The sequence below is a fragment of the Aeromonas sp. QDB30 genome, from assembly GCF_027707645.1.
GTDB classification, from domain to species: Bacteria; Pseudomonadota; Gammaproteobacteria; order Enterobacterales; family Aeromonadaceae; genus Aeromonas; species Aeromonas caviae.
In genome coordinates this window covers 15,429-35,505 of the sequence record NZ_JAPCIY010000008.1, presented here as the reverse complement: position 1 = coordinate 35,505, position 20,077 = coordinate 15,429, and the positions used below count along the sequence as shown (strand labels likewise).

The following is a 20,077-nucleotide window of genomic DNA, read 5'->3' as shown; positions in this document are numbered from 1 at the left end:
CCATGTCGCGCGCCCGGCTGCAGCCGACCGCGCCCGTATATAGAGTTGGAGAGAAAGCTATGACCCATCCCGTGATCACCCAGGTGACCAACCGCATCCGCGAGCGCAGCACCGCCCGCCGTGCCCGCTTCCTGGCCCGCATCCAGCGCCAGGCTGATCAGGGCAAGACCCGCGCCTCCCTCTCCTGTGGCAACCTGGCCCACGCCGTGGCCGCCTCGAGCTGTGACGAGAAGGGGCGGATCCTCGACATGACCCGCGCCAACGTGGCCATCGTCACCGCCTACAACGACATGCTGAGTGCCCATCAGCCCTATCAGGGCTACCCGGACATCATCAAGGGCGCCCTGGCGGAGCTCGGCCACAGCGCCCAGGTCGCCGGCGGCGTGCCCGCCATGTGCGACGGCGTGACCCAGGGTCAGCCGGGGATGGACATGTCCCTCTTCTCCCGGGACCTCATCGCCCAGGCCACCGCGGTCTCCCTCTCCCACAACACCTTCGACGCCACCCTGCTGCTCGGCATCTGCGACAAGATTGCCCCGGGCCAGATCATGGGGGCGCTTTCCCACGCCCACCTGCCCACCGCCTTCGTGCCTGCCGGCCCCATGGCGAGCGGCATCAGCAACGACGAGAAGGTGAAGGTGCGCCAGCAGTACGCTGCCGGTGAAGTGGGCCGCGACGCCCTGCTCAAGATGGAGTGCGGCGCCTACCACGCGGCGGGCACCTGCACCTTCTACGGCACCGCCAACACCAACCAGCTGGTGTTCGAAGCCATGGGCCTGATGCTGCCGGGCTCCGCCTTCGTGCATCCGCACAGCGAGCTGCGCCACGCCCTCACCGAGGAAGCGGCCCGCCGCATCAGCGCCATGATCCCGGGCTCCCCCGCCTATCGCCCCCTGAGTGCGGTGATCGACGAGCGCGCCCTGGTCAACGGCCTGGTGGCCCTGCTCGCCTCCGGCGGCAGCACCAACCACAGCATCCACATGGTGGCGCTGGCCCGTGCCGCCGGGCTGGAGCTGACCTGGGACGACCTGAGCGATCTCTCCGACGTGGTGCCGCTCCTGGTGCGCATGTACCCGAACGGCCCGGCGGACGTCAACGCCTTCGAGCAGGCGGGGGGCGTGCCCGGCCTGATGCGTCGTCTGGCCGAAGAAGGGCTGATCCACATGGATGCCACCCCGGTCTTCGGCGAGATGCAGGACTACCTCAGCCGTCCGGCACTGGTGGATGGCAAGCTGGTGTGGCAACCGGTGGGCGAGAGCGGGGATCCGAGCGTGCTCTCCCCCTCTGGCAGCGAGTTCCAGGCCACCGGCGGCACCAAGCTGCTGGCGGGCAACCTGGGCCGCGCCGTGGTCAAGGTTTCCGCCGTCGCGCCCGAGTATCGGGTCATCGAGGCCCCGGCCCGGGTCTTCTCCTCCCAGCATGCGGTGGAGGCGGCCTACAAGGCCGGTGAGTTGAACCAGGACGCCGTCATCGTGGTGCGCCACAACGGCCCGGCCGCCAACGGCATGCCGGAGCTGCACAAGCTGATGCCGGTGCTTGGCAACCTGCAGAAGGCGGGTCACAAGGTGGCCCTGGTCACCGATGGTCGCCTCTCCGGTGCCTCCGGCAAGATCCCGGCCGCCATCCACGTCACCCCGGAAGCGCTGCACGGCGGGGCCATCGGCCTGCTCGCCGATGGCGACCTGCTGCGGGTGGATGCCGAGTCAGGCCGCCTCGACTGCCTGACCGATTTGAGTGGCCGTACCCAGGCCGAGATCGACCTCACCCTGGAACAAGAGGGGTGGGGTCGTGAACTGTTCAGCGTGATGCGTCGCGCGGTATCGAGCGCCGAGTGCGGCGCCACCATCTTTGACTAAGGAAGAGCTATGCAGAACTGGAAAGTGACCCCTGCCGAGGTGTTTGCCGCCTCCCCCCTGGTACCCGTGATGGTCATCAACGACCTGGAGCAGGCCCTGCCGATGGCCAAGGCGCTGCTCGACGGCGGCATCTCGGTGTTCGAGATCACCCTGCGCACCCCGGTGGCGCTGGACGCCATCGCCCTCATCGCCAAGGCGATGCCGGATGCCATGGTCGGTGCCGGTACCGTGCTCAACTGCGCGCAGTTTGATGCCGCCGTCGCTGCCGGTGCCCGCTTCGTCATCTCCCCGGGCATGACCCCGGCCCTGCTGGCCCACGCGGCCAAGAGCACGGCGCCGCTGATCCCGGGGGTGGCCACCCCGTCCGAGGTGATGCAGGCGCTGGAAGCGGGCTACGACCACCTCAAATTCTTCCCGGCCGAGGCGAACGGCGGCACCAAGGCACTCTCCGCCATCGCGGCGCCCCTGCCCCAGGTGAAATTCTGCCCCACCGGCGGCATCGGCCCGAAAAACGTGGCCGACTACCTGGCGCTGAAATGTGTGGCCACCGTCGGCGGCTCCTGGATGCTGCCGGCAGACGCCGTCAAGAGCGGCAACTGGGAGGAGGTGACCCGCCTCTCCCGGGAAGCGGTTGAATTGGTTAAACGCTAAGCAAATATCGTTTAGAAAAATTAAACAGGCCACCCCCGGGTGGCCTGCTGTTTTTCCGCCCCCGGAGGGGGTGGGCCGTTTGCTTCCGGCCTCGCCCTGGCTTAAGGTCGGGGGCTGCCCCTCTCCCCTGGAGCCTTCATGTCCTGTCTGCATCCATCCTACCCGCAAGGGCACTTCACCGCGCTGCACTGCCACCCCCATGCCCAATACTGCTATCTGCACGACGGGGGCGGCATCATCACGGGGCGAGGGGAGGGAGAACTGCTGGTGGCGGGCCAGATCTGCTTTATTCCGGCGGGGTGGGAGCACGAGTTTCGCGTGCTGCGCCGCTCCCGGCTCTCCCTCCTCTATGTGCCGACGTCGGCCCGTACCGCCTTCGGCCCCTTGCAGGCCAGCCCGCTGCTGGCGGGCCTCTTCGCCCGCCTGTCCGAGCTGGCCGAGGAGGAGGTGAAAGGGGCCTATCTGACGGTGCTTGGCCAGGAGCTGGAGCGCGCCGACCCGCTCGCGGCGCGCATTCCCCTCGCCGGGGCGCTGGACCCGCGCCTGCTGCGGGTGCTGGACAGGGTGTGCCAGGCACCCGCCATCCATCTGACGCTGACGGCGCTGGCGGCAGATTGCGGCGCCTCGGTGCGCACCCTCAACCGGCTCTTCCTCCAGCAGCTGGGGTGCAGCTTTCGCCAGTGGCGGGAGCAGGTGGTGCTGGGACGGGCGCGCCAGTTGCAGCACAGGGGGCTCACGCTGGCCCAGATCGCCGATCGGCTCGGCTACGAGGATCCCGGCGCCTTGTCCCGCGCCCTCCAGCGCCTTGCCCGACGCGAACCGGCGGCCTGAGGGCCCGTCGTCTGCCTTCCTGCCCGCCATGGCGGTGTCTGCGGGTTGCCGGCAGTCAGCGCCGCGAGCCGATATCCGCATCCTCCTTGCTGCCTGCCAGCAGACAGGTCACCTCGTCGGTGTGGCAGATCCGGTCGCCGCGAAAGGTGAAGAGGCCGCTTACCTTGCAGACCAGGGTGCCGCCGTCCTGGCGGGTGGCCCGTACCACATGGGTCGAGTGCACCCGCTCCCCCTGCGCCAGGGTGGCGACAAACTCGATGCTCGCACCGGCCAGATGGCGGCGCAGTGTGGCGATGTGCTGGTGAAACGCCGGGTAGTCGAGCCGCTCGCCGTTCACCTCCTGGCAGTAGTCTGGGGTGAACCAGGCGTCGAGCTCCGCCAGGGGGAAGGCGGGATCGCAGATGACGCGCTGCAGGCAGGCTTTCAATCGTTCGGTGTGGTGCATGGTCTGCTCCTGACAGGGTGGATGGAGGAGCCAGCATAGGCCAGGGGACGGCGAGGGGAGAGGGGAGAAGGCGCCATCATGGCGGTCGAACGCGCCATGATGGCCGGGGATCAGCCGAGGCTTTCCCCCTCATAGAGGGAGAAGCCGATGTCCTTGCACCTGGTCGCCAGCGGCTGGCCGCCGAGGCGGGCCAGCAGCATGATGGCGGCTTCGCGACCTATGGTCTCGCGGGGGGTGACGATGCTGGCGAGCTTGGGGGTCATGGCGTGGCCGATGTCGAGGGCGTTGCTGCCGGCAATGGCCACCTGCTGGGGCACCGGGATCCACCTGGCCTGGCATTGCAGCAGGGCCCCCACTGCGAGGTCGTCGTTGGTGCAGAACAGGCCGTCGAGATCGGGGAAGCGCGCCATGGCCTGGGCCAGCAGCTCTCCCCCCAGGGTGAAGCTGGAGGATTGCTCGGTCAGCAGGTGCTGGCCGGTCAGACCGAAATCGGCCATCGCCTGGTAGTAGCCTTCCATTCGCAGCTGGGTGCGCACGTCTAGCCGGGCGCCGAGGTAGATCACCTTGCGCCGTCCCCGGCGCAGCATCTCTGTTACCATGGCCCGGGCGGCGGCCCGGTGATCCATGCCCACCACCATGTCGATGGGGGAGAGGGGCAGATCCATGGTCTCCACCACCGGGATGCCGGCGGTGGCGATCATCTTGCGGGTGCGCTCGGTGTGCTGGGTGTCCGAGAGGATGAGCCCGTCCACGTTGTAGGAGAGGAGCGAGGCGACCTGCTCCTCCTCCCGCTCCGGGCTGTAGCCGTAGTGGGCGAGCAGGGTCTGGTAGCCGGCGGGCCGGGTCACCGCCTCGATGCCGTGGATCACCGCTGAGAAGACCTGGTTGGAGAGGGAGGGGATCAGGATGCCGATCGCCTTGCTGGTGGCGTTCGACAGCATGTCCGGCGCCCGGTTCGGGATGTAGCCGAGCTCCTCCACCGCGGCGGCGATGCGCTCGCGGGTCCCTTCGGCCACGGCGGACGGGTCGCGCAGGTAGCGGCTGACGGTCATCTTGGTGACACCGGTCAGGTCGGCAATGTCCTGCAGGGTAGGGCGGCGCTTGCGGGTGTCGTTCATCTGGGGATCCGGCAAAAAAATGTTACACGTAACATTACCGTTTTTGCACGGCAATGTCAGCATATGACGCCATCAACAGGGGGCAGGGGATGATCAAGGGCAGGTGTTTCGAGGGGGTCCACTTCGAGCAGCAAGAGGTGGAGGGGGAGCAGTTCCAGGGGTGCCGCTTCATCGGCTGTCACTTCTCCTGGCTCGATCTCGGGGAGAGCCGCTTCGTCGACTGCAGCTTCTATGACAGGGAACGGGAGCTGGGATGCCTGTTTCAGGGCTGCGATCTGAGGGAGGCGAGCTTCCTGCGCTGCGATCTCACCCTGGCGGACTTCGGCCGCAGCCAGTGTCTTGGGCTGGAGATGCGCGACTGCCAGGCCATGGGGATCAACTTCGCCCATGCCAGCTTCGCCAACCGGATCACCGCCAAAAGCTACTTCTGCGAAGCCCACCTCACCGGCAACAACTTCAGCTACGCCAACTTCGAAAGCTGCCTGCTGGAGCGGTGCGAGCTTGCCGGCAACCGCTGGCAGGGGGCCAACCTGCTGGGCGCCTCCCTGGCGGGCTCGGATCTCAGCGGCTCCGAGTTCGGGCAAATCGACTGGACCAGCTTCAACCTGCAAGGCTGCGATCTGCGCCAGTGCGATCTGCCCGGCCTGGATCTGCGCCGGGTCAACCTCGCCGGGGTGCAGATCAATGAAGATCAGCAGCAGGGGCTACTGGAGCAGATCGGGCTGGTGGTCTTCCCCTGAGCGGGATGGAAAAGAGGTAAGTTTTCATCATCGGGGCGGGCGGTGTGGTGCCTCCCCTGCCAAGTAAAAAGCCTGCGCGATGCAGACTTTTTGTCAGGTGAAGTGGTAAACGACGCGGTGTTGCTGTCTTTTGCTCCCTGCTCCCCTCGCGGGAGAAGGGCTGGGGATGAGGTAGCGGACTCCACTCGGGCACCGCCAAGGCGGGCTTAGCGTCTGGCCAGCCACTTGGTCGGGTTGATGGCCTCGCCCTGATAGCGGATCTCGAAGTAGAGGCCGGAGCGCTCCTGTCCGCCGCTGTCGCCGACCAGGGCCACGGGCTCACCCTGCTCCACCTTTTGTCCCACCTGGCGCAGCAGCGACTGGTTGTGGCCGTAGAGGCTCATGTAACCCTTGCCGTGGTCGATGACCAGCAGCATGCCGAAGCCGTCGAGCCAGTCGGCGTAGACCACCTGGCCCGGAGCCACCGCCTTGACCTGGGTCCCTTCGCTGGCGCCGATCAGGGTGCCCTTCCACTTCAGCTCGGCGGTACGCGGCGAGCCGTAGGAGATGAGGATGGGGCCCTGCACCGGCCAGCGCAGGTTGCCACCCGTGCTCAGACCGCCGTAGCCGTTGCTGCTCGCCTTGGCGCTGTTGCGGGCGGCAGCTTGCTGCTGCGCCACCTTGGCCTGCTGTTCGGCGACGCGCTGCTGCTGGGCCGCCAGCCGCTGCTGTTCGCCGACCTGGCGCTGCTGGGCCGCGATCCGCTGCTGCTCCTCGATGCGTTTCTGTTCGGCTGCCAGGCGCTGGGCCTCCAGACGGCGCTGGCGCTCCTGCTCGGCCTTGATCTTGGCGAGGCGCTCCCGCTCTGCCCGTTCGCGGCGTTCCTTTTCTTCCTGCTGGCGACGCAGCTCTTCCAGCCGCGCCTTGAGCGCCTTCTCCGCCTTGACCAGCTTGTCGAGCTTCTGCTCGTCGGCCTGCACCGATTGCTGCAACTGGTTGCGCACCTTGGCACGGCTCTGCTGGCTGGCCAGCAGGCTCTGGTGATGCTCCTGCTGCTCGCCGAGCAGGGTCTGGAGGCGGTTCTCGGTCTCCCTGGTGGCCTGCTGGTTCTTGGCCAGCTTGTCACGGGTGGCGCGCAGGGCTTCAATGGCCTCGATACGGGCCTTGTTGAGGTAATCGAAATAGTCGAGGGCGCGGCTCAGCTTGGCCGGATCCTGCTGGTTGAGCAGCAGTTTGAGGTAATCGTGGTTGCCCGCCTGGAAGGCGCTTTCCGCCTGCTTGGCCAGCAACTGCTTCTGGTGTTTGGCTTGTTGCTCCAGTGCCAGCTTGTCCTGCTGCAGGGACGCCAGCTTCTGCTGGTTCTGCCGGAGTTGCTGTCTGGTCTGCTCGAGTTTGGCGGCGGCAGCCGAAATGGCCTGCTCGTCAGCCTTGAGCTGGGTGTTGAGCTTGGCAAGCTCCTGCTTGCTGAGCTTGAGGGTCTGTTGCTGTTCCTTGATCTGGGACTGCATGGCCCCCAGCTGCTGGTTCGCAGCCCGGGCTGTGCCGGTACCGCCGATCAGGCAAAAAAACAGCGCGCCGACCAACAGGCCGACGCGACTGGTTTTCTGTGAAATAATTTCGCATCCCCGCATGGGGCAGGATTATTTCAGAATCATCAGGGGCTTGCCAGTCATTTCCGGCGGCACCGGCAGACCCATCAGGGTCAGCATGGTGGGGGCCAGATCGGACAGTTTGCCGCCTTCGGCGACCTCGGCTTTACGACCGAAGTAGATGAGGGGAACCGGCAGATTGGTGTGGGCGGTGTGGGCCTGACCGGTCTCTTCGTCCATCATCTTCTCGGCGTTGCCATGGTCTGCGGTGATGAGGCACTCGCCACCCACTTCCGCCAGGGCGTCGGTGACGCGACCGATGCAGTGGTCGACCGCTTCACAGGCTTTGACGGCCGCATCGAACACGCCGGTGTGACCGACCATGTCGCCGTTCGGGTAGTTGCAGATGATGACGTCGTACTTGCCGCTCTTGATGGCCGCAACCAGCTTGTCGGTCAGCTCTTCGGAGCTCATCTCCGGCTGCAGGTCATAGGTAGCCACTTTCGGGCTCGCCACGATTTCGCGATCTTCGCCGCTGAAGCAGGCCTCTTCGCCACCGTTGAAGAAGAAGGTGACGTGGGCGTACTTCTCGGTCTCGGAGATGCGCAGCTGGGTCTTGCCCTGCTTGGCCAGCCACTCACCCAGGGTATTGACCAGGGCGGTGGGCGGATAGGCGCAGGCGGTTTTGATGTCGGCCGCGTATTCGGTCAGCATCACGAAGTGCAGGGCCGGGGTGGCGGTGCGGGCGAAGCCGGTGAAGTCGGTATCGACGAAGGCGCGGGTGATTTCGCGGGCGCGGTCGGCACGGAAGTTCATGAAGATCAGCGCGTCGCCGTCGATCATCGGTGCAGCGTCGCCGATGCGGGTGGCCTTGACGAACTCGTCGTTCTCGTCGCGGGCATAGGCAGCGGCCAGCGCGTCGGTGGCGTTGTCGGCGGTGAATTCGCCCTTGCCCTGGGTCATCAGGTCATAGGCCTGCTGCACGCGATCCCAGCGGTTGTCGCGGTCCATGGCGTAGTAACGACCGATCATGGAGGCGAAACGACCCTTGCCCAGTCGGGCAAACAGGGCGTCGAACAGCTCGATGGAGGACTGGGCACTGCGCGGCGGGACGTCGCGGCCATCCAGGAAGGCGTGGAAGTAGATCTGCTCGGCGCCACGCTTGGCGGCCATCTCGATCATGCCCATGATGTGCTCTTCGTGGCTGTGTACGCCACCCGGGGACATCAGACCCATGATGTGCACGGCCTTGCCCTTGGTCACGGCAGCGTCGACAGCCTTGGCCAGCTCGACGTTCTGGAAGAAGTCGCCGTCCTGGATGTCCTTGGAGATGCGGGTCAGCTCCTGATAGACGACGCGACCGGCACCGATGTTGGTGTGGCCCACTTCGGAGTTGCCCATCTGGCCGTCCGGCAGACCCACGTCCAGGCCGGAGCCGGAGATCAGGGTGCTGGTGTAGTCACGGGCCAGGCGATCCAGATTGGGGGTCTTGGCAGCAGCAACGGCGTTGTACTCTTGCTTGGTGCTGTAGCCCCAACCGTCCATGATGACCAGAACCAGCGGTTTCTTAGCTGTTGACATAAGGCTATGTCCTCTCGGATAGGAATGAATTGCGGGAAGTGAAACTAGCGTAATATTACTACATCTGCCGAAATAGTCACCTGATAGCCAAGTCCCTCTCCAGCCTCGCTTTTTAACTGTTATCCCGCTGTTTTAGGCATGTTGCCGGCTTGTCTGCCGCGGCGGGGTTTCCTCTGTTTCCCCCCTCTTTTCGGCATGGCACATCCTCTCGTTCTGCCCGGTTGGAGGAGGAAGAATCGGCAGCCATCCCTGATGGGAGCTTGCTCTCGCTTTGCCGCCAAGATGGCTGATCTTATGCAGGGCCCCATGTATACTCGGGCCCTTGTCTTGGTCCCTGGATAGTAGAAGATGCAAGAGTATTTGGATTTCGCGGCCCGCAATCCGCTGCTGACCGCAGCCTGGTTGGGCCTGGCAGGCACCCTGGTGTATACCACTGTGCGTGCTCGTTTTTCTCCGGTGAAGGCGGTCAACAACCACGCCGCTACCCTGCTTATCAACCGTGAAAACGCCACCGTCGTGGACATTCGCAGTCAGGATGAATTTGCCAAGGGTCATCTGGCCGGGGCCCATCACCTGCCGCTCGCCCAGATCCAGGCGAATAATCTGGGTCCGGTTGAAAAGCACAAGGATGCCCCCATCATAGTGGTGTGCGAGTCGGGGATGACCGCTGGTGGCGCGGGTCGCCAACTGAGCAAGGCCGGTTTCAAGCAGGTGTATGTGCTCAGCGGTGGCATGGCCCAATGGCGTGCAGACAATCTGCCGGTGACCAAAAAACGCTGATTTAAGGGCCTGCGCCCACTCATTATCTTAAAAAGGAATCAAACGAAATGGCTGACGAAATCAACAACCAGGAAGTGCAACCGGAATTCCACATCCAGCGTGTCTACACCAAGGATGTTTCCTTCGAAGCCCCGAATACTCCGCACATCTTCCAGAAAGAGTGGCAGCCGGACGTCAAGCTGGACATGGACACCAAGACCAATGTCCTGGCCGACAGCGTCTATGAAGTGGTGCTGACCCTGACCGTCACCTGCAAGCTGGAAACCGAGACCGCCTTCCTGTGCGAAGTGCAGCAAGCCGGCATCTTCACCATCGGCAACCTGCCTGAGCCGCAACTGGCCCACTGCCTGGCGGCCTTCTGCCCGAACATCCTGTTCCCGTATGCCCGCGAAGCGGTGTCCAACCTGGTGAGCAAGGGTTCCTTCCCGCAGCTGAACCTGGCACCGGTCAACTTCGACGCCCTGTTCGCCCAGCACATGGCGCAGGTACAGGCCCAGCAGGCGACTGCGGAAGCCTGATAATGGCCGACCAGATCGCAATCTCGGTCCTGGGGGCGGGGTCTTATGGCTCCGCCCTTGCCATTTCTCTGGCGCGCAATGGTCATCCGACCCTGCTGTGGGGTCACGACCCTGCCCATGTCGCCGAGCTGGAACAGGATCGCTGCAACAAGGCATTCTTGCCGGATGTCCCCTTCCCGGCCGATCTGCAACTGACGTCGGATCTGCAGGCGGCGGTGCAAGCCGCTCCCGTGCTGCTGCTGGTGGTGCCGAGCCATGTGTTCGGCCAGGTACTGGCCCAGGTCAAACCCTTCCTGCGCCCGGATACCCGGATCGCCTGGGCCACCAAGGGGCTGGAGCCGGATAGCGGCCGTCTGCTGCAAGAGGTGGCGCGGGAGGTGCTGGGGGATGCCATTCCACTGGCGGTCATCTCGGGCCCGACCTTCGCCCGCGAGCTGGCCGCCGGTCTGCCGACCGCCATCTCGGTGGCCTCGACCCACGACGACTTTGCCGACGATCTCTCCCACCTGCTGCACTGCGGCCGCTCGTTCCGGGTCTATACCAATCCGGACTTCATCGGTCTGCAGCTGGGCGGGGCGGTCAAGAACGTCATCGCCATCGGTGCCGGTCTCTCCGACGGACTCGGCTTTGGGGCCAACGCCAGAACTGCGCTCATCACTCGGGGCCTGGTGGAGATGCAGCGTCTGGGCGCCGCCCTCGGGGCCGACGCCAAGACCTTCATGGGGATGGCGGGGCTCGGGGATCTGGTGCTGACCTGTACCGACAACCAGTCGCGCAACCGCCGTTTCGGTCTGGCGCTGGGAGCGGGCAAGTCGGTTGACACCGCCATGGCCGAGATAGGCCAGGTGGTGGAAGGCTATCGCAACACCAAGGAGGTGCATCTGCTGGCGGCCCGCTGTGGCGTCGAGATGCCCATCTGCGAACAGATCTTCAAGGTGCTGTACGAAGGCAAGAATCCGAAAGAGGCGGCCATCGCCCTGCTGTCGCGAGACAAGAAGGACGAGTGATCTTCTGCCAGCCGCAGCATGCAAAAGGCCCCGCCAACTGGCGCAATGCTGTTCAGATAAGCACATTTTTGACTAATTATTCATAAATGCGACTTGAGTTGGGGGAGCAAGGCTGTTTCCAGTCGATGTTCCTTCAGCCTTTATCCAGCGTGGCTTGCAATAGAAAGAGGGAGGCATCATGCCTCCCTCATTTTTTAGCCCTGATACTACGTGGACTGGAACTCAAATTCTCTTAAGTGAACAGCATTGCCGCCAACTGGCGGGGCCTTTTCTTTGCCGCAAGGGGGCAAATCAGTAGTAGGAGTGGTCGCCGCGCTGGTGCTCGGTGGCATCTTTCACGCCGTTGAGTTCGCCCGGGAATTTCTCCAGCAACTGCTTCTCGATCCCCTCTTTCAGGGTGTAGTCGACCATGGAGCAACCGTTGCAACCGCCGCCGAACTGCAGGATGGCCAGTTTGTCGTCGGTCAGCTCGACCAAGGTGACCTTGCCGCCGTGACCGGCCAGCATGGGGTTCACCTCGGACATCAACACGTACTCGATACGGTCGATCAGCGGGGCGTCGTCGGCCACCTTGCGCATCTTGGCGTTGGGGGCTTTCAGGGTGAGCTGGGAGCCCATCTGATCGGTGACGAAATCGATGGTGGCATCCACCAGGAAGGGGGCGCTCAGGGGATCGACCAGGCAGTCGAAGCCGCTGAAGGGCAGGTGCTGATCTTCCGGATCGACCGCGTCGGGTGGGCAATAGGATACGCCGCACTCGGCATTCTGGGTTCCCGGATTGACCACAAACACCCGGATGTTGGTGCCATCAGGCTGCTTCTCCAGCAACTTGCGGAAGTGGGCCTGGGCGGTGTCGGAAATGCTGATCATCACTATCCTCATAAACCTGAGTGTACGACTAGGGTATTCATGATAACTCGCTTGGCGGGGCTTGGGTAGCGTGCCGATGGCGAGCCTGTGAGCCCGGGCGTATCGGAATCATGCCGCCAGCGGACTCCCGGGCCGGATCCCAGCCCGGTTATTTCAGGTGTCGGAGGGTACGGCAGATGGCCCACACCTCTACCGTGGTGACGCCGTGCTCATGAAGCAACCGGGTGAGCTGACCTGCGGTGGCGCCCGTGGTGACCACATCATCAAGCAGTGCCACATGCCGGTAGTGGTGAGGTTCTATTTCGAAGGCGCCACGCAGATTGCGTCGCCGCTGGCCGGCACTGAGCCGGGTCTGTTGCGGGGTCGACCTTGTCCGGCGCAGTACGCGGGTGTCGCAAGGAATGCCGGTGAGTGCGCTCAGGGCATGGCCGATTTCTTCTGCCTGATTGAAGCCGCGCCACCACTGGCGCCACCAGTGCAGGGGAACCGGAATGATGACCTGCGGTGGGTTGGCGAGGTCCAGATGGTCTGCCAGCAGGCGGGCAAGCAGCGGCGCGAGCAGGATCTGACCGGAATACTTCAGCTGGGGGATGAGTTGGGCATAAGGTGCCTGATAATCGCCGATCACCTGTAAACGCTCCCAGGGGGAGGGTCTGCGCTGGCAGCGACCGCACAGCAGTTCGCTCTCGCGATGTTGCTCCGGCAGCGGTGCTGCACACATCAGGCATCGTCTGTCGTGTTGGCGCTGGGCGTGGCGACACCAGGAGCACAACAAGGGCGTGTCATCACAGGGTTGGCGACAGAGCAGGCACAGACCGAGCCAGTCGGACTGGGTGCCAAGGATCGGACTTGCTTTGGCGAGCAGCCGCTTTAACATGCAGGCTCCAAGCAGATAAACAGGGATCTTGAGTCTAGATGAGCGTATCGGTTGAGCGGTTTGGCCAGGGCCCGGACCTGGTGTTGTTGCATGGCTGGGGCATGAACGGGGCCGTCTGGCACGGTATTGCCCAAGAACTGGCTGCCCACTATCGGCTGCATCTGGTGGACCTGCCCGGCTTTGGCAACAGCCCCCTGCAATCAGGAACAGACTACACCCTGCCCTGGCTGGCAGAGCAGGTGGCGGCCATATTGCCTGAAAAATGCCATCTGCTCGGCTGGTCCCTCGGTGGTCTGGTGGCGAGTCAGTTGGCGCTGACCATGCCTGAACGCCTTCACTCTCTCATTACCGTAGCCAGTTCTCCCTGCTTCATGGCCCGCGACGAGTGGCCCGGGATTGCCCCCAAGGTGCTGGCGGGGTTCAACCAGATGCTGGCCGGCGACTTCATGCAGACCATAGAGCGTTTCCTCGCGATCCAGGCCATGGGCAGCGAGCACGCCAGAAATGACATTCGCCAGTTGCGTCACTGGCTGGCGGAGCGACCCGCTCCCCGGCTTGCGGCCCTGGAGGCGGGTCTGGGCCTGCTGGCCGAGGTCGATCTGCGGGATGAACTGATCGGCCTGGATCTGCCCTGGCTGCGTCTTTACGGCAGGCTGGATACCCTGGTGCCGAAGGCCGCCATTCCCTTGCTGGATGCGCGCTACCCTGCCAGCCACAGTCTGGTGCTGGAGAAGGCATCCCATGCCCCCTTCATCTCCCATCCAGAGCAGTTCATCACCCTCCTGCGGCAGTTCATTGACTGAGATTTGAGCGGCAGGCTTCAATAACTCGTCAGGTTGATGGATAATTAGCCAACCCTACAGAGGAGTGTGCCAATGCGTATCGAATCAGCCATGACGGCGGGCGTGCAGGGGTTCCAACGGGCCGAGCAGTTGGCGGGCCAGGCGTCCAGCCAAATCGCCCGTCTCAATACGCCAGCGGGTGAGCAGGTGCAGTTGCCGGATGAACTGGTGAATCTCAAGGTGGCCGAGCTGCATGCCGGGGCATCCGCCAAGGTGATCCAGACGGCCAGCGACATGCTGGGCACCCTGATCGATATCCGGGTGTGACATGAACATCAACGTCAGTCTGCCGACCATCATTCCGAATCAACTGCAGCCGCAGACGGAATCGGCACAGACTGACAACCGCCGCGCAGAACTGGTGCCCCCCAGCCGCCAGAGTGAGGCGTCCAACGCCGAGTCCGGCGTCGGTTCCCAGAAAGAGAGATCCCGGGCCGCCCAGGCCAATCCCGCCGCCCCATCCTCGTCCACGAAAGAGAACGGCCAGACCGGCCCCGTGATGGTGGCGCACCGTTTTGTCGAGGCAACGGGGGAGGAGGGGGAGCGTCGACAACGTCAGGAGGGTGAACAGCAGGAGCAGCAAAAGCAGCAGCGTCAGGTGGCTGCGCTGGTCGAACGGGATCTCGAAGTTCGCAAGCACGAGCAGGCGCACCAGGCAGCCGGCGGCGAGCATGCGGGGAGCCCTACCTACCAGTTTTCCCGTGGGCCGGATGGCAAGCGTTATGCCACCGGGGGGGAGGTGGTCATCGACATGGGGACCATTCCCGGGGATCCCGCCGCGACCATCGCCAAGATGCAGCAGGTGCGTGCCGCAGCACTGGCTCCCGATGAACCATCGTCACAAGACATGAGTGTGGCCCGTGCCGCCTCTGGCAAGGAGGCACAGGCCCGCAAGGATCTGATGACCCTCAGGCAGGAAACCACAGGCCCGCTCGGTGCTTATATGGACAATCGAAACCAGGTGATTGCCAGGCACTATCAGCAAGCGGTGAGGCCGGCCTCCCCGCATAGCCTGAGTCAGGACGTCTGATCCCGCTCCGTGCAGGCATGAAAAAGCCCCTTTCGGGGCTTTTTTGCATTCTGGGGGCTTATTTCTTCAGTTTCGACAGGGCAGCCGCGAAGGCGTTGCCCATGGCACCCTCGGTCGGAGCGCTCTGACGGGGCGCCTGTTTCGGTCGGGTGTTGCCGGTGTGACGCGGCTCGGCCGTTTTGCGTGCAGGCTGGCCGGCTTTTTCATCCAGACGCATGGTCAGACTGATGCGTTTGCGCGGTACGTCGACTTCCAGCACCTTGACCCGGACGATGTCACCGGCCTTGACCACCTCGCGGGGATCCTTGACGAAGCGATCGGTGAGGGAAGAAATGTGCACCAGCCCGTCCTGATGGACGCCGATGTCGACGAAGGCGCCGAAGTTGGTGACGTTGGTGACCACACCCTCCAGCACCATCTCGGGCACCAGATCGCTGATTTTCTCCACCCCTTCCTTGAAGGTGGCGGTCTTGAACTCGGGACGCGGGTCGCGGCCGGGCTTGTCCAGCTCGCCAATGATGTCGGTGACGGTAGGCACCCCGAACTGATCGTCGGTGTAGTCGGTGGGCTTGAGGGTGCGCAGCAGGCTGCTGTTGCCGAGCAGGCTGTCCACGGTCTGCTCCAGCTTGGCGAGGATCCGCTCCACCACCGGGTAGGATTCCGGGTGCACCGCCGAGCCGTCCAGCGGGTTGCTGCCGCCCCGAATGCGCAGGAAGCCGGCGCATTGCTCGAATGCCTTGGGCCCGAGTCGGCTTACTTTCAGCAGCTGCTGACGACTCTTGAAGGCGCCGTTCTCGTCGCGGTAGGCGACGATGTTCTGGGCCAGGGTCTGGGAGAGGCCGGAAACCCGGTTGAGCAGGGCGACCGAGGCGGTATTCACATCCACCCCGACCGCGTTCACGCAATCCTCGACCACCGCGTCGAGGCGGCGGGCCAGCTGGCTCTGGCCGACGTCGTGCTGGTACTGGCCCACACCGATGCTCTTGGGATCGATCTTGACCAGCTCTGCCAGGGGATCCTGGAGACGACGAGCGATGGAGACGGCGCCGCGAATGGAGACGTCGAGATCCGGGAATTCCTGGGAGGCGAGCTCGGAGGCGGAGTAGACCGATGCCCCCGCTTCACTCACTACTATCTTCTGTGCCTTGGCGGCCGGGTAGCGCTCGAACAGATCGCTCACCAGGCGGTCGGTTTCCCGGGATGCGGTGCCGTTGCCGATGCTGATGAGCTCGACCTTGTGCTTCTGGCACAGCTCGCTCAGGGTCTTGAGACTCTGGTCAACCTGGCGTTTGGGTTCGAACGGATAGATGGTCGCGTGATCGACCAGCTTGCCGGTGGCATCCACCACCGCTACCTTGACCCCGGTGCGGATGCCGGGATCCAGCCCCATGGTGCAGCGCATGCCGGCCGGTGCCGCCATCAGCAGATCCTTGAGGTTCATGGCGAACACCTTGATCGCCTCCTCCTCCGCTGACTCGCGGATACGGCCGATCAGCTCGGTTTCCATCTGCAGGGAGAGCTTGATCTTCCAGGTCCAGCTCACCACCCCCTGCAGCCACTTGTCGGCCGGGCGGTGTTGCAGGTTGAGTCTGAGGTGATGGGCAATGATCCCTTCGCAGGGGCTGGTACCCTCATCCTCGCCGGTGACCAGCGCCAGGTTGAGGATCCCCTCGTTGCGGCCGCGCAACATGGCCAGCACCCGGTGGGAGGGGGCCTTGTGCAGGGGTTCGTCGTGTTCGAAGTAGTCCTTGAATTTGGCCCCTTCCTGCTCCTTGCCGGCCACCACGCGGGCACGCAGGGTGGCGTTGTGCCACAGGTAGTCCCGCAACTTCTCAAGGAGATCGGCCTGCTCGGCGAAGCGCTCCATCAGGATGTAACGGGCACCGTCGAGGGCGGCCTTGCCGTCGGTGATCCCCTGCTCGGCATTGAGGAAGCGAACCGCCTCTTGCTCGGGATCCTTCATGGGGTCACCCAGCAGCAAATCCGCCAGTGGCTCCAGCCCCGCCTCGATGGCCATCTGCCCCTTGGTGCGCCGCTTGGGCTTGTAGGGGAGGTAGAGGTCTTCCAGCCGGGTCTTGCTGTCGGCGTCGTTCAGCTCGCGGGCCAGCTCGGGGGTCAGTTTGCCCTGCTCTTCGATGGAGCGCAGGATCACCTGGCGGCGATCCGCCAGTTCACGCAGGTAGCCGAGGCGGCTCTCCAGGGTACGCAGCTGGCTGTCGTCCAGACCGCCGGTCACCTCTTTGCGGTAACGGGCGATGAAGGGAACGGTCGCGCCTTCGTCCAGCAGGCGAACGGCTGCCTGCACCTGTTCCGGGCGGGCATTCAGCTCACCGGCGATCTGATGTTCTATTACGTGGCTTTGCATCGAGGGTCTCTTGGTCGGGTTCTGTCTAACTGGCCAGCGTTGGGCTATGTCGCCGAACAGGGGGTCTGTCCTGGCGATACTTTAGATACCTGCCAGGCCACTGCCGCGCGGGCCGGTTGGCGCCGCAAGGCGCCGAGTGTGAGCACTATATGGGGTCGGGCAGCGGGATGCCACCCCGGCAGAAATGACGTTTCTCATACCCGGTGGGCGGACATGCTCGGTCTCTCCTGGCCTTGTCAGCCGATTTGGCAGTGAGGCTAGGCCTGGCTTATTTGGGATAGCTGATCTCATTGATGTACCAGCAGGCGTCACCCACTGGCGTTTGAACCATGGCTTCATCGCCCACCTCTTTCTTGAGCAGGGCACGGGCCATGGGGGAGTCGATGGAGATGTAATCCTTGCGGCCGAAGATCTCGTCATAGCCGACGATGCGAAAGCGCTTGGTCTCACCCTCGTCGTTTTCCACCTCGACCCAGGCGCCGAAGAAGACCTTGCCCTCCTGGGAGGGGGAGTAGTCGACTATGGTCAGCTCTTCCAGGCACTTGCGCAGGTAGCGAACCCGGCGGTCGATCTCCCGCAGGCGTTTCTTGTTGTACTGGTAATCGGCATTCTCGCTGCGATCACCCAGGCTCGCTGCCCAGGCCACTTTTTTGGTGACATCGGGCCTCTCCTCCCGCCAGAGCATGTCGTGCTCCTGCCGGAGCATGGTGTAGCCTTCACGGGTAATGAGTTTGGTTTTCATGGAGTTATCACTCCCTCGCCAATTGCATCCGGTTGCTCGGGATCTTAGTCATTGTCGCCGCGCTGTCGAGCAAAAAGCAGAGCTGGCCATCCATCCTTCCCGGCTCCGGGGCCGAATGAGGGCAATAACCGGTAACATATTTATGCTTTGTGGTTGCAGGGGGCGGCTCTAGTATGAGGGGAGACAGAAAAGAGAGGTGGCAATGAGTCAGCAATACAAGGTCCTGGTGGTGGACGACGATCTGAAACTGCGTTCCTTGCTGGAGCGCTACCTCACCGAGCAGGGGTTTGTAGTGCGAGGTGTCGCCAACGGGGAGCAGGCCGATCGCCTGCTGACGCGTGAAAACTTCAGCCTGATGGTGCTTGATCTGATGCTGCCGGGGGAAGACGGCCTCTCCATCTGCCGCCGCCTGCGCGAGGCCGGCAACCAGATCCCTGTCTTGATGCTCACCGCCAAGGGGGACGAAGTGGATCGCATCGTCGGTCTGGAGATGGGGGCCGACGATTATCTGCCCAAGCCGTTCAACCCCCGTGAGCTGCTGGCCCGGATCCGCGCCGTGCTGCGCCGCCACACCGTGGAGCTGCCCGGCGCCCCTTCCGCGGCGGAGAAGATGGTGAGTTTCGGGGCCTACCAGCTCAATCTGGCGACCCGTGAACTGAGCCGTGATGGCGAACCGGTTGCCCTGACCAGCGGGGAGTTCGCCGTGCTCAAGGTGCTGGTGAGTCATCCTCGCGAACCGCTCTCCCGTGACAAGCTGATGAACCTGGCCCGTGGTCGCGAGTACACGGCCACCGAGCGCAGCATTGATGTGCAGGTCTCCCGCCTGCGCCGCCTGCTGGAACAGGACCCGGCCCAGCCTCGCTATCTGCAGACCGTCTGGGGTCTGGGGTATGTGTTCGTACCGGACGGTGAGAACGCATGAAGAAAGTGGGCAGCATGTTCTCCCGCATGCTCTGGTTTCTGGCTGCCGTGCTGGTGGTCTATCAAGTCGTCTCCTACGTTACCTTCTACAACTACCTGCTGGCGCCGACCGTCAAGCAGATCAGCCACCTGCTGGCAAACCAGGTCAAACTCATCTTTCCGGTGGACAACAACCAGCTGGCGCTCAGTGAAGATGCCGAGGCGCTGGTCTATGTGACCACTGGCAGCGACATCTATACCCAGAGCGAGGCGGAGCAGCACGGGCTGAATGATTCCAAGCCCTACCCCTATCTGGAGCAGAGCATCAGCCGCGAATTGAAAGGGGATACCAGGGTCAGAGTTGAAATCCAGGATCACTACATCATCTGGATCCAGCCTCCCCAGGCCAGCCAGATGTGGGTGCGCATTCCCCTGACTGAAATTGAAGATGACGACATCGAACCGCTCATCCTCTATATGAGCGTCTTGCTGGTGGTGACCCTGTTTGCAGCCTGGCGTTTTGCCCGTCAGCTGGTGCGACCGCTGGAGGATCTGGAAGCGGGGGCCGTGGCGGTGGCGCGCGGCAACTTTCCCGATGCCCTGGGGGAGCAGGGCTCGCGGGAGGTGCGCCGCCTGACCCGCACCTTCAACCACATGTCGAGCTCCATCAAGGGGCTGATCGAGGAGCGCAACCTGATGATGGCCGGGGTATCCCACGATTTGCGCACCCCTCTCACCCGCATTCGTCTCGCGACCGAGATGATGTCCTCGGGGGATGAGTACCTCAAGGAGAGCATCAATGCGGATATCGATGAGTCGAACGGCATCATCGATCAGTTCATCGACTACATTCGCCCGAACGAGGGGCTCGATGCCCGGCCCGTCGACCTGACCCAGCTCATTCACGATGCGTTGCTGATGCAGACCGATCAGGGACTGGAAGTGGAGCTGCTCCTGCCGGAGGAGGCGGTGCGTGTGGCCTGCCATCCCATCAGCATTCGCCGTATCCTCAACAATCTGTCGGGCAACTCCCTGCGCTATGGCGCGACCCGGTTGCAGGCCGAGCTCAGGGATGATGGCCACTGGGTGCGGCTGCGACTCTCCGACAATGGCCCGGGGATCGCAGAAGAGGACTACTCCCGGGTGCTCAAGCCCTTCACCCAGGGCAATGTGGCGCGCACCGGTGGCGGCAGTGGGCTGGGGCTGGCCATCGTTGCCAAGATAGTTTCCCAGCATCACGGCACCATCAGGTTGGGGCGCTCCGAACTGGGGGGCTTGCAGGTGGAGATCCGGCTACCCAAGAACCAGCCGCTGGAGTGGATGGATTGAAAGCAGGGCGTATCGAGAGATGCGCCC

General features: G+C 63.8%; 20 protein-coding genes. 12 read left to right on the top strand and 8 right to left on the bottom strand.

All coding sequences use genetic code 11. From position 1 onward, the window contains the following. The first annotated feature begins 59 nt into the window (after positions 1-59). The 3 genes from edd to PG896_RS04005 all read left to right on the top strand — a co-directional run bounded on the left by edd (position 60) and on the right by PG896_RS04005 (position 3,338). Positions 60-1,856, top strand: coding sequence for a phosphogluconate dehydratase (gene edd / locus PG896_RS04015; RefSeq protein ID WP_043153528.1), 1,797 nt, complete (start codon positions 60-62; stop codon positions 1,854-1,856). Positions 1,857-1,865: 9 nt separating this feature from the next. After that, the gene (locus PG896_RS04010; RefSeq protein WP_039039502.1) at positions 1,866-2,507 is read left to right on the top strand and encodes a bifunctional 4-hydroxy-2-oxoglutarate aldolase/2-dehydro-3-deoxy-phosphogluconate aldolase; all 642 of its coding nucleotides are present in this window, start codon (positions 1,866-1,868) and stop codon (positions 2,505-2,507) included. Between the two features lie 138 nt (positions 2,508-2,645). Next, on the top strand, positions 2,646-3,338 hold the full coding sequence (locus PG896_RS04005) for an AraC family transcriptional regulator (RefSeq protein ID WP_151027772.1): 693 nt from the start codon (positions 2,646-2,648) through the stop codon (positions 3,336-3,338). A 55-nt stretch (positions 3,339-3,393) separates the two neighbouring features. Here PG896_RS04005 and PG896_RS04000 read toward each other — a convergent pair whose 3' ends face one another. Both PG896_RS04000 and PG896_RS03995 read right to left on the bottom strand, forming a co-directional pair. Beyond that, a complete protein-coding gene (locus tag PG896_RS04000) occupies positions 3,394-3,783 on the bottom strand; it encodes a nuclear transport factor 2 family protein (RefSeq protein WP_041214080.1) in 390 nt (129 codons plus the stop codon). 110 nt (positions 3,784-3,893) lie between these two features. Further along, a complete protein-coding gene (locus PG896_RS03995) occupies positions 3,894-4,901 on the bottom strand; it encodes a substrate-binding domain-containing protein (protein ID WP_039039499.1) in 1,008 nt (335 codons plus the stop codon). 89 nt (positions 4,902-4,990) lie between these two features. On the opposite strand from PG896_RS03995, the gene PG896_RS03990 reads away from it, so the two are divergent. Further along, a complete protein-coding gene (locus PG896_RS03990) occupies positions 4,991-5,641 on the top strand; it encodes a Qnr family pentapeptide repeat protein (RefSeq protein WP_041212172.1) in 651 nt (216 codons plus the stop codon). 206 nt (positions 5,642-5,847) lie between these two features. On the opposite strand, the gene PG896_RS03985 is transcribed toward PG896_RS03990, so the two are convergent. Further along, positions 5,848-7,251, bottom strand: a complete 1,404-nt coding sequence (locus tag PG896_RS03985) for a peptidoglycan DD-metalloendopeptidase family protein (RefSeq protein ID WP_043153520.1) — start codon at positions 7,249-7,251, stop codon at positions 5,848-5,850. A 9-nt stretch (positions 7,252-7,260) separates the two neighbouring features. After that, positions 7,261-8,790: a 2,3-bisphosphoglycerate-independent phosphoglycerate mutase gene (gene gpmM, locus PG896_RS03980; protein ID WP_043153519.1), complete on the bottom strand. Its 1,530-nt coding sequence runs from the start codon at positions 8,788-8,790 to the stop codon at positions 7,261-7,263. 348 nt (positions 8,791-9,138) lie between these two features. Between gpmM and PG896_RS03975 the strand changes: the two genes are divergently transcribed. The 3 genes from PG896_RS03975 to gpsA are packed head-to-tail and all read left to right on the top strand — an operon-like array spanning position 9,139 to position 11,095. Further along, positions 9,139-9,570, top strand: coding sequence for a rhodanese-like domain-containing protein (locus PG896_RS03975; RefSeq protein ID WP_010672546.1), 432 nt, complete (start codon positions 9,139-9,141; stop codon positions 9,568-9,570). A gap of 47 nt (positions 9,571-9,617) precedes the next feature. Further along, complete coding sequence (secB, locus tag PG896_RS03970) at positions 9,618-10,088, top strand: protein-export chaperone SecB (RefSeq protein ID WP_010672547.1); 471 nt, start codon at positions 9,618-9,620, stop codon at positions 10,086-10,088. A gap of 2 nt (positions 10,089-10,090) precedes the next feature. Next, a complete protein-coding gene (gpsA, locus tag PG896_RS03965; RefSeq protein ID WP_043153517.1) occupies positions 10,091-11,095 on the top strand; it encodes an NAD(P)H-dependent glycerol-3-phosphate dehydrogenase in 1,005 nt (334 codons plus the stop codon). A 291-nt stretch (positions 11,096-11,386) separates the two neighbouring features. Here gpsA and nfuA read toward each other — a convergent pair whose 3' ends face one another. Next, positions 11,387-11,965, bottom strand: a complete 579-nt coding sequence (nfuA, locus tag PG896_RS03960; protein WP_010672549.1) for a Fe-S biogenesis protein NfuA — start codon at positions 11,963-11,965, stop codon at positions 11,387-11,389. 148 nt (positions 11,966-12,113) lie between these two features. Beyond that, entirely contained in the window at positions 12,114-12,842 is a 729-nt protein-coding gene (locus PG896_RS03955; RefSeq protein ID WP_043153514.1) for a ComF family protein, read from the bottom strand. 38 nt (positions 12,843-12,880) lie between these two features. On the opposite strand from PG896_RS03955, the gene bioH reads away from it, so the two are divergent. The 3 genes from bioH to PG896_RS03940 all read left to right on the top strand — a co-directional run bounded on the left by bioH (position 12,881) and on the right by PG896_RS03940 (position 14,714). After that, positions 12,881-13,645, top strand: coding sequence for a pimeloyl-ACP methyl ester esterase BioH (bioH, locus tag PG896_RS03950; RefSeq protein WP_043153512.1), 765 nt, complete (start codon positions 12,881-12,883; stop codon positions 13,643-13,645). Positions 13,646-13,717: 72 nt separating this feature from the next. Beyond that, positions 13,718-13,951 (top strand): hypothetical protein, encoded by a 234-nt coding sequence (locus PG896_RS03945; RefSeq protein WP_041214075.1) that lies wholly within the window; start codon positions 13,718-13,720, stop codon positions 13,949-13,951. Between the two features lies 1 nt (position 13,952). Next, on the top strand, positions 13,953-14,714 hold the full coding sequence (locus tag PG896_RS03940; RefSeq protein WP_043153510.1) for a putative metalloprotease CJM1_0395 family protein: 762 nt from the start codon (positions 13,953-13,955) through the stop codon (positions 14,712-14,714). Positions 14,715-14,772: 58 nt separating this feature from the next. On the opposite strand, the gene PG896_RS03935 is transcribed toward PG896_RS03940, so the two are convergent. Both PG896_RS03935 and greB read right to left on the bottom strand, forming a co-directional pair. Then, positions 14,773-17,079 (bottom strand): Tex family protein, encoded by a 2,307-nt coding sequence (locus PG896_RS03935; protein ID WP_043153507.1) that lies wholly within the window; start codon positions 17,077-17,079, stop codon positions 14,773-14,775. 268 nt (positions 17,080-17,347) lie between these two features. Beyond that, positions 17,348-17,821: a transcription elongation factor GreB gene (gene greB, locus PG896_RS03930; protein ID WP_043153505.1), complete on the bottom strand. Its 474-nt coding sequence runs from the start codon at positions 17,819-17,821 to the stop codon at positions 17,348-17,350. A gap of 202 nt (positions 17,822-18,023) precedes the next feature. Here greB and ompR point away from each other — a divergent pair, with 202 nt between their 5' ends. Next, positions 18,024-18,743, top strand: a complete 720-nt coding sequence (gene ompR / locus PG896_RS03925; protein WP_010672556.1) for an osmolarity response regulator transcription factor OmpR — start codon at positions 18,024-18,026, stop codon at positions 18,741-18,743. Next, positions 18,740-20,050 (top strand): two-component system sensor histidine kinase EnvZ, encoded by a 1,311-nt coding sequence (envZ, locus tag PG896_RS03920; protein WP_010672557.1) that lies wholly within the window; start codon positions 18,740-18,742, stop codon positions 20,048-20,050. The genes ompR and envZ overlap by 4 nt, the downstream gene beginning before the upstream one ends. Positions 20,051-20,077 lie beyond the last annotated feature (27 nt).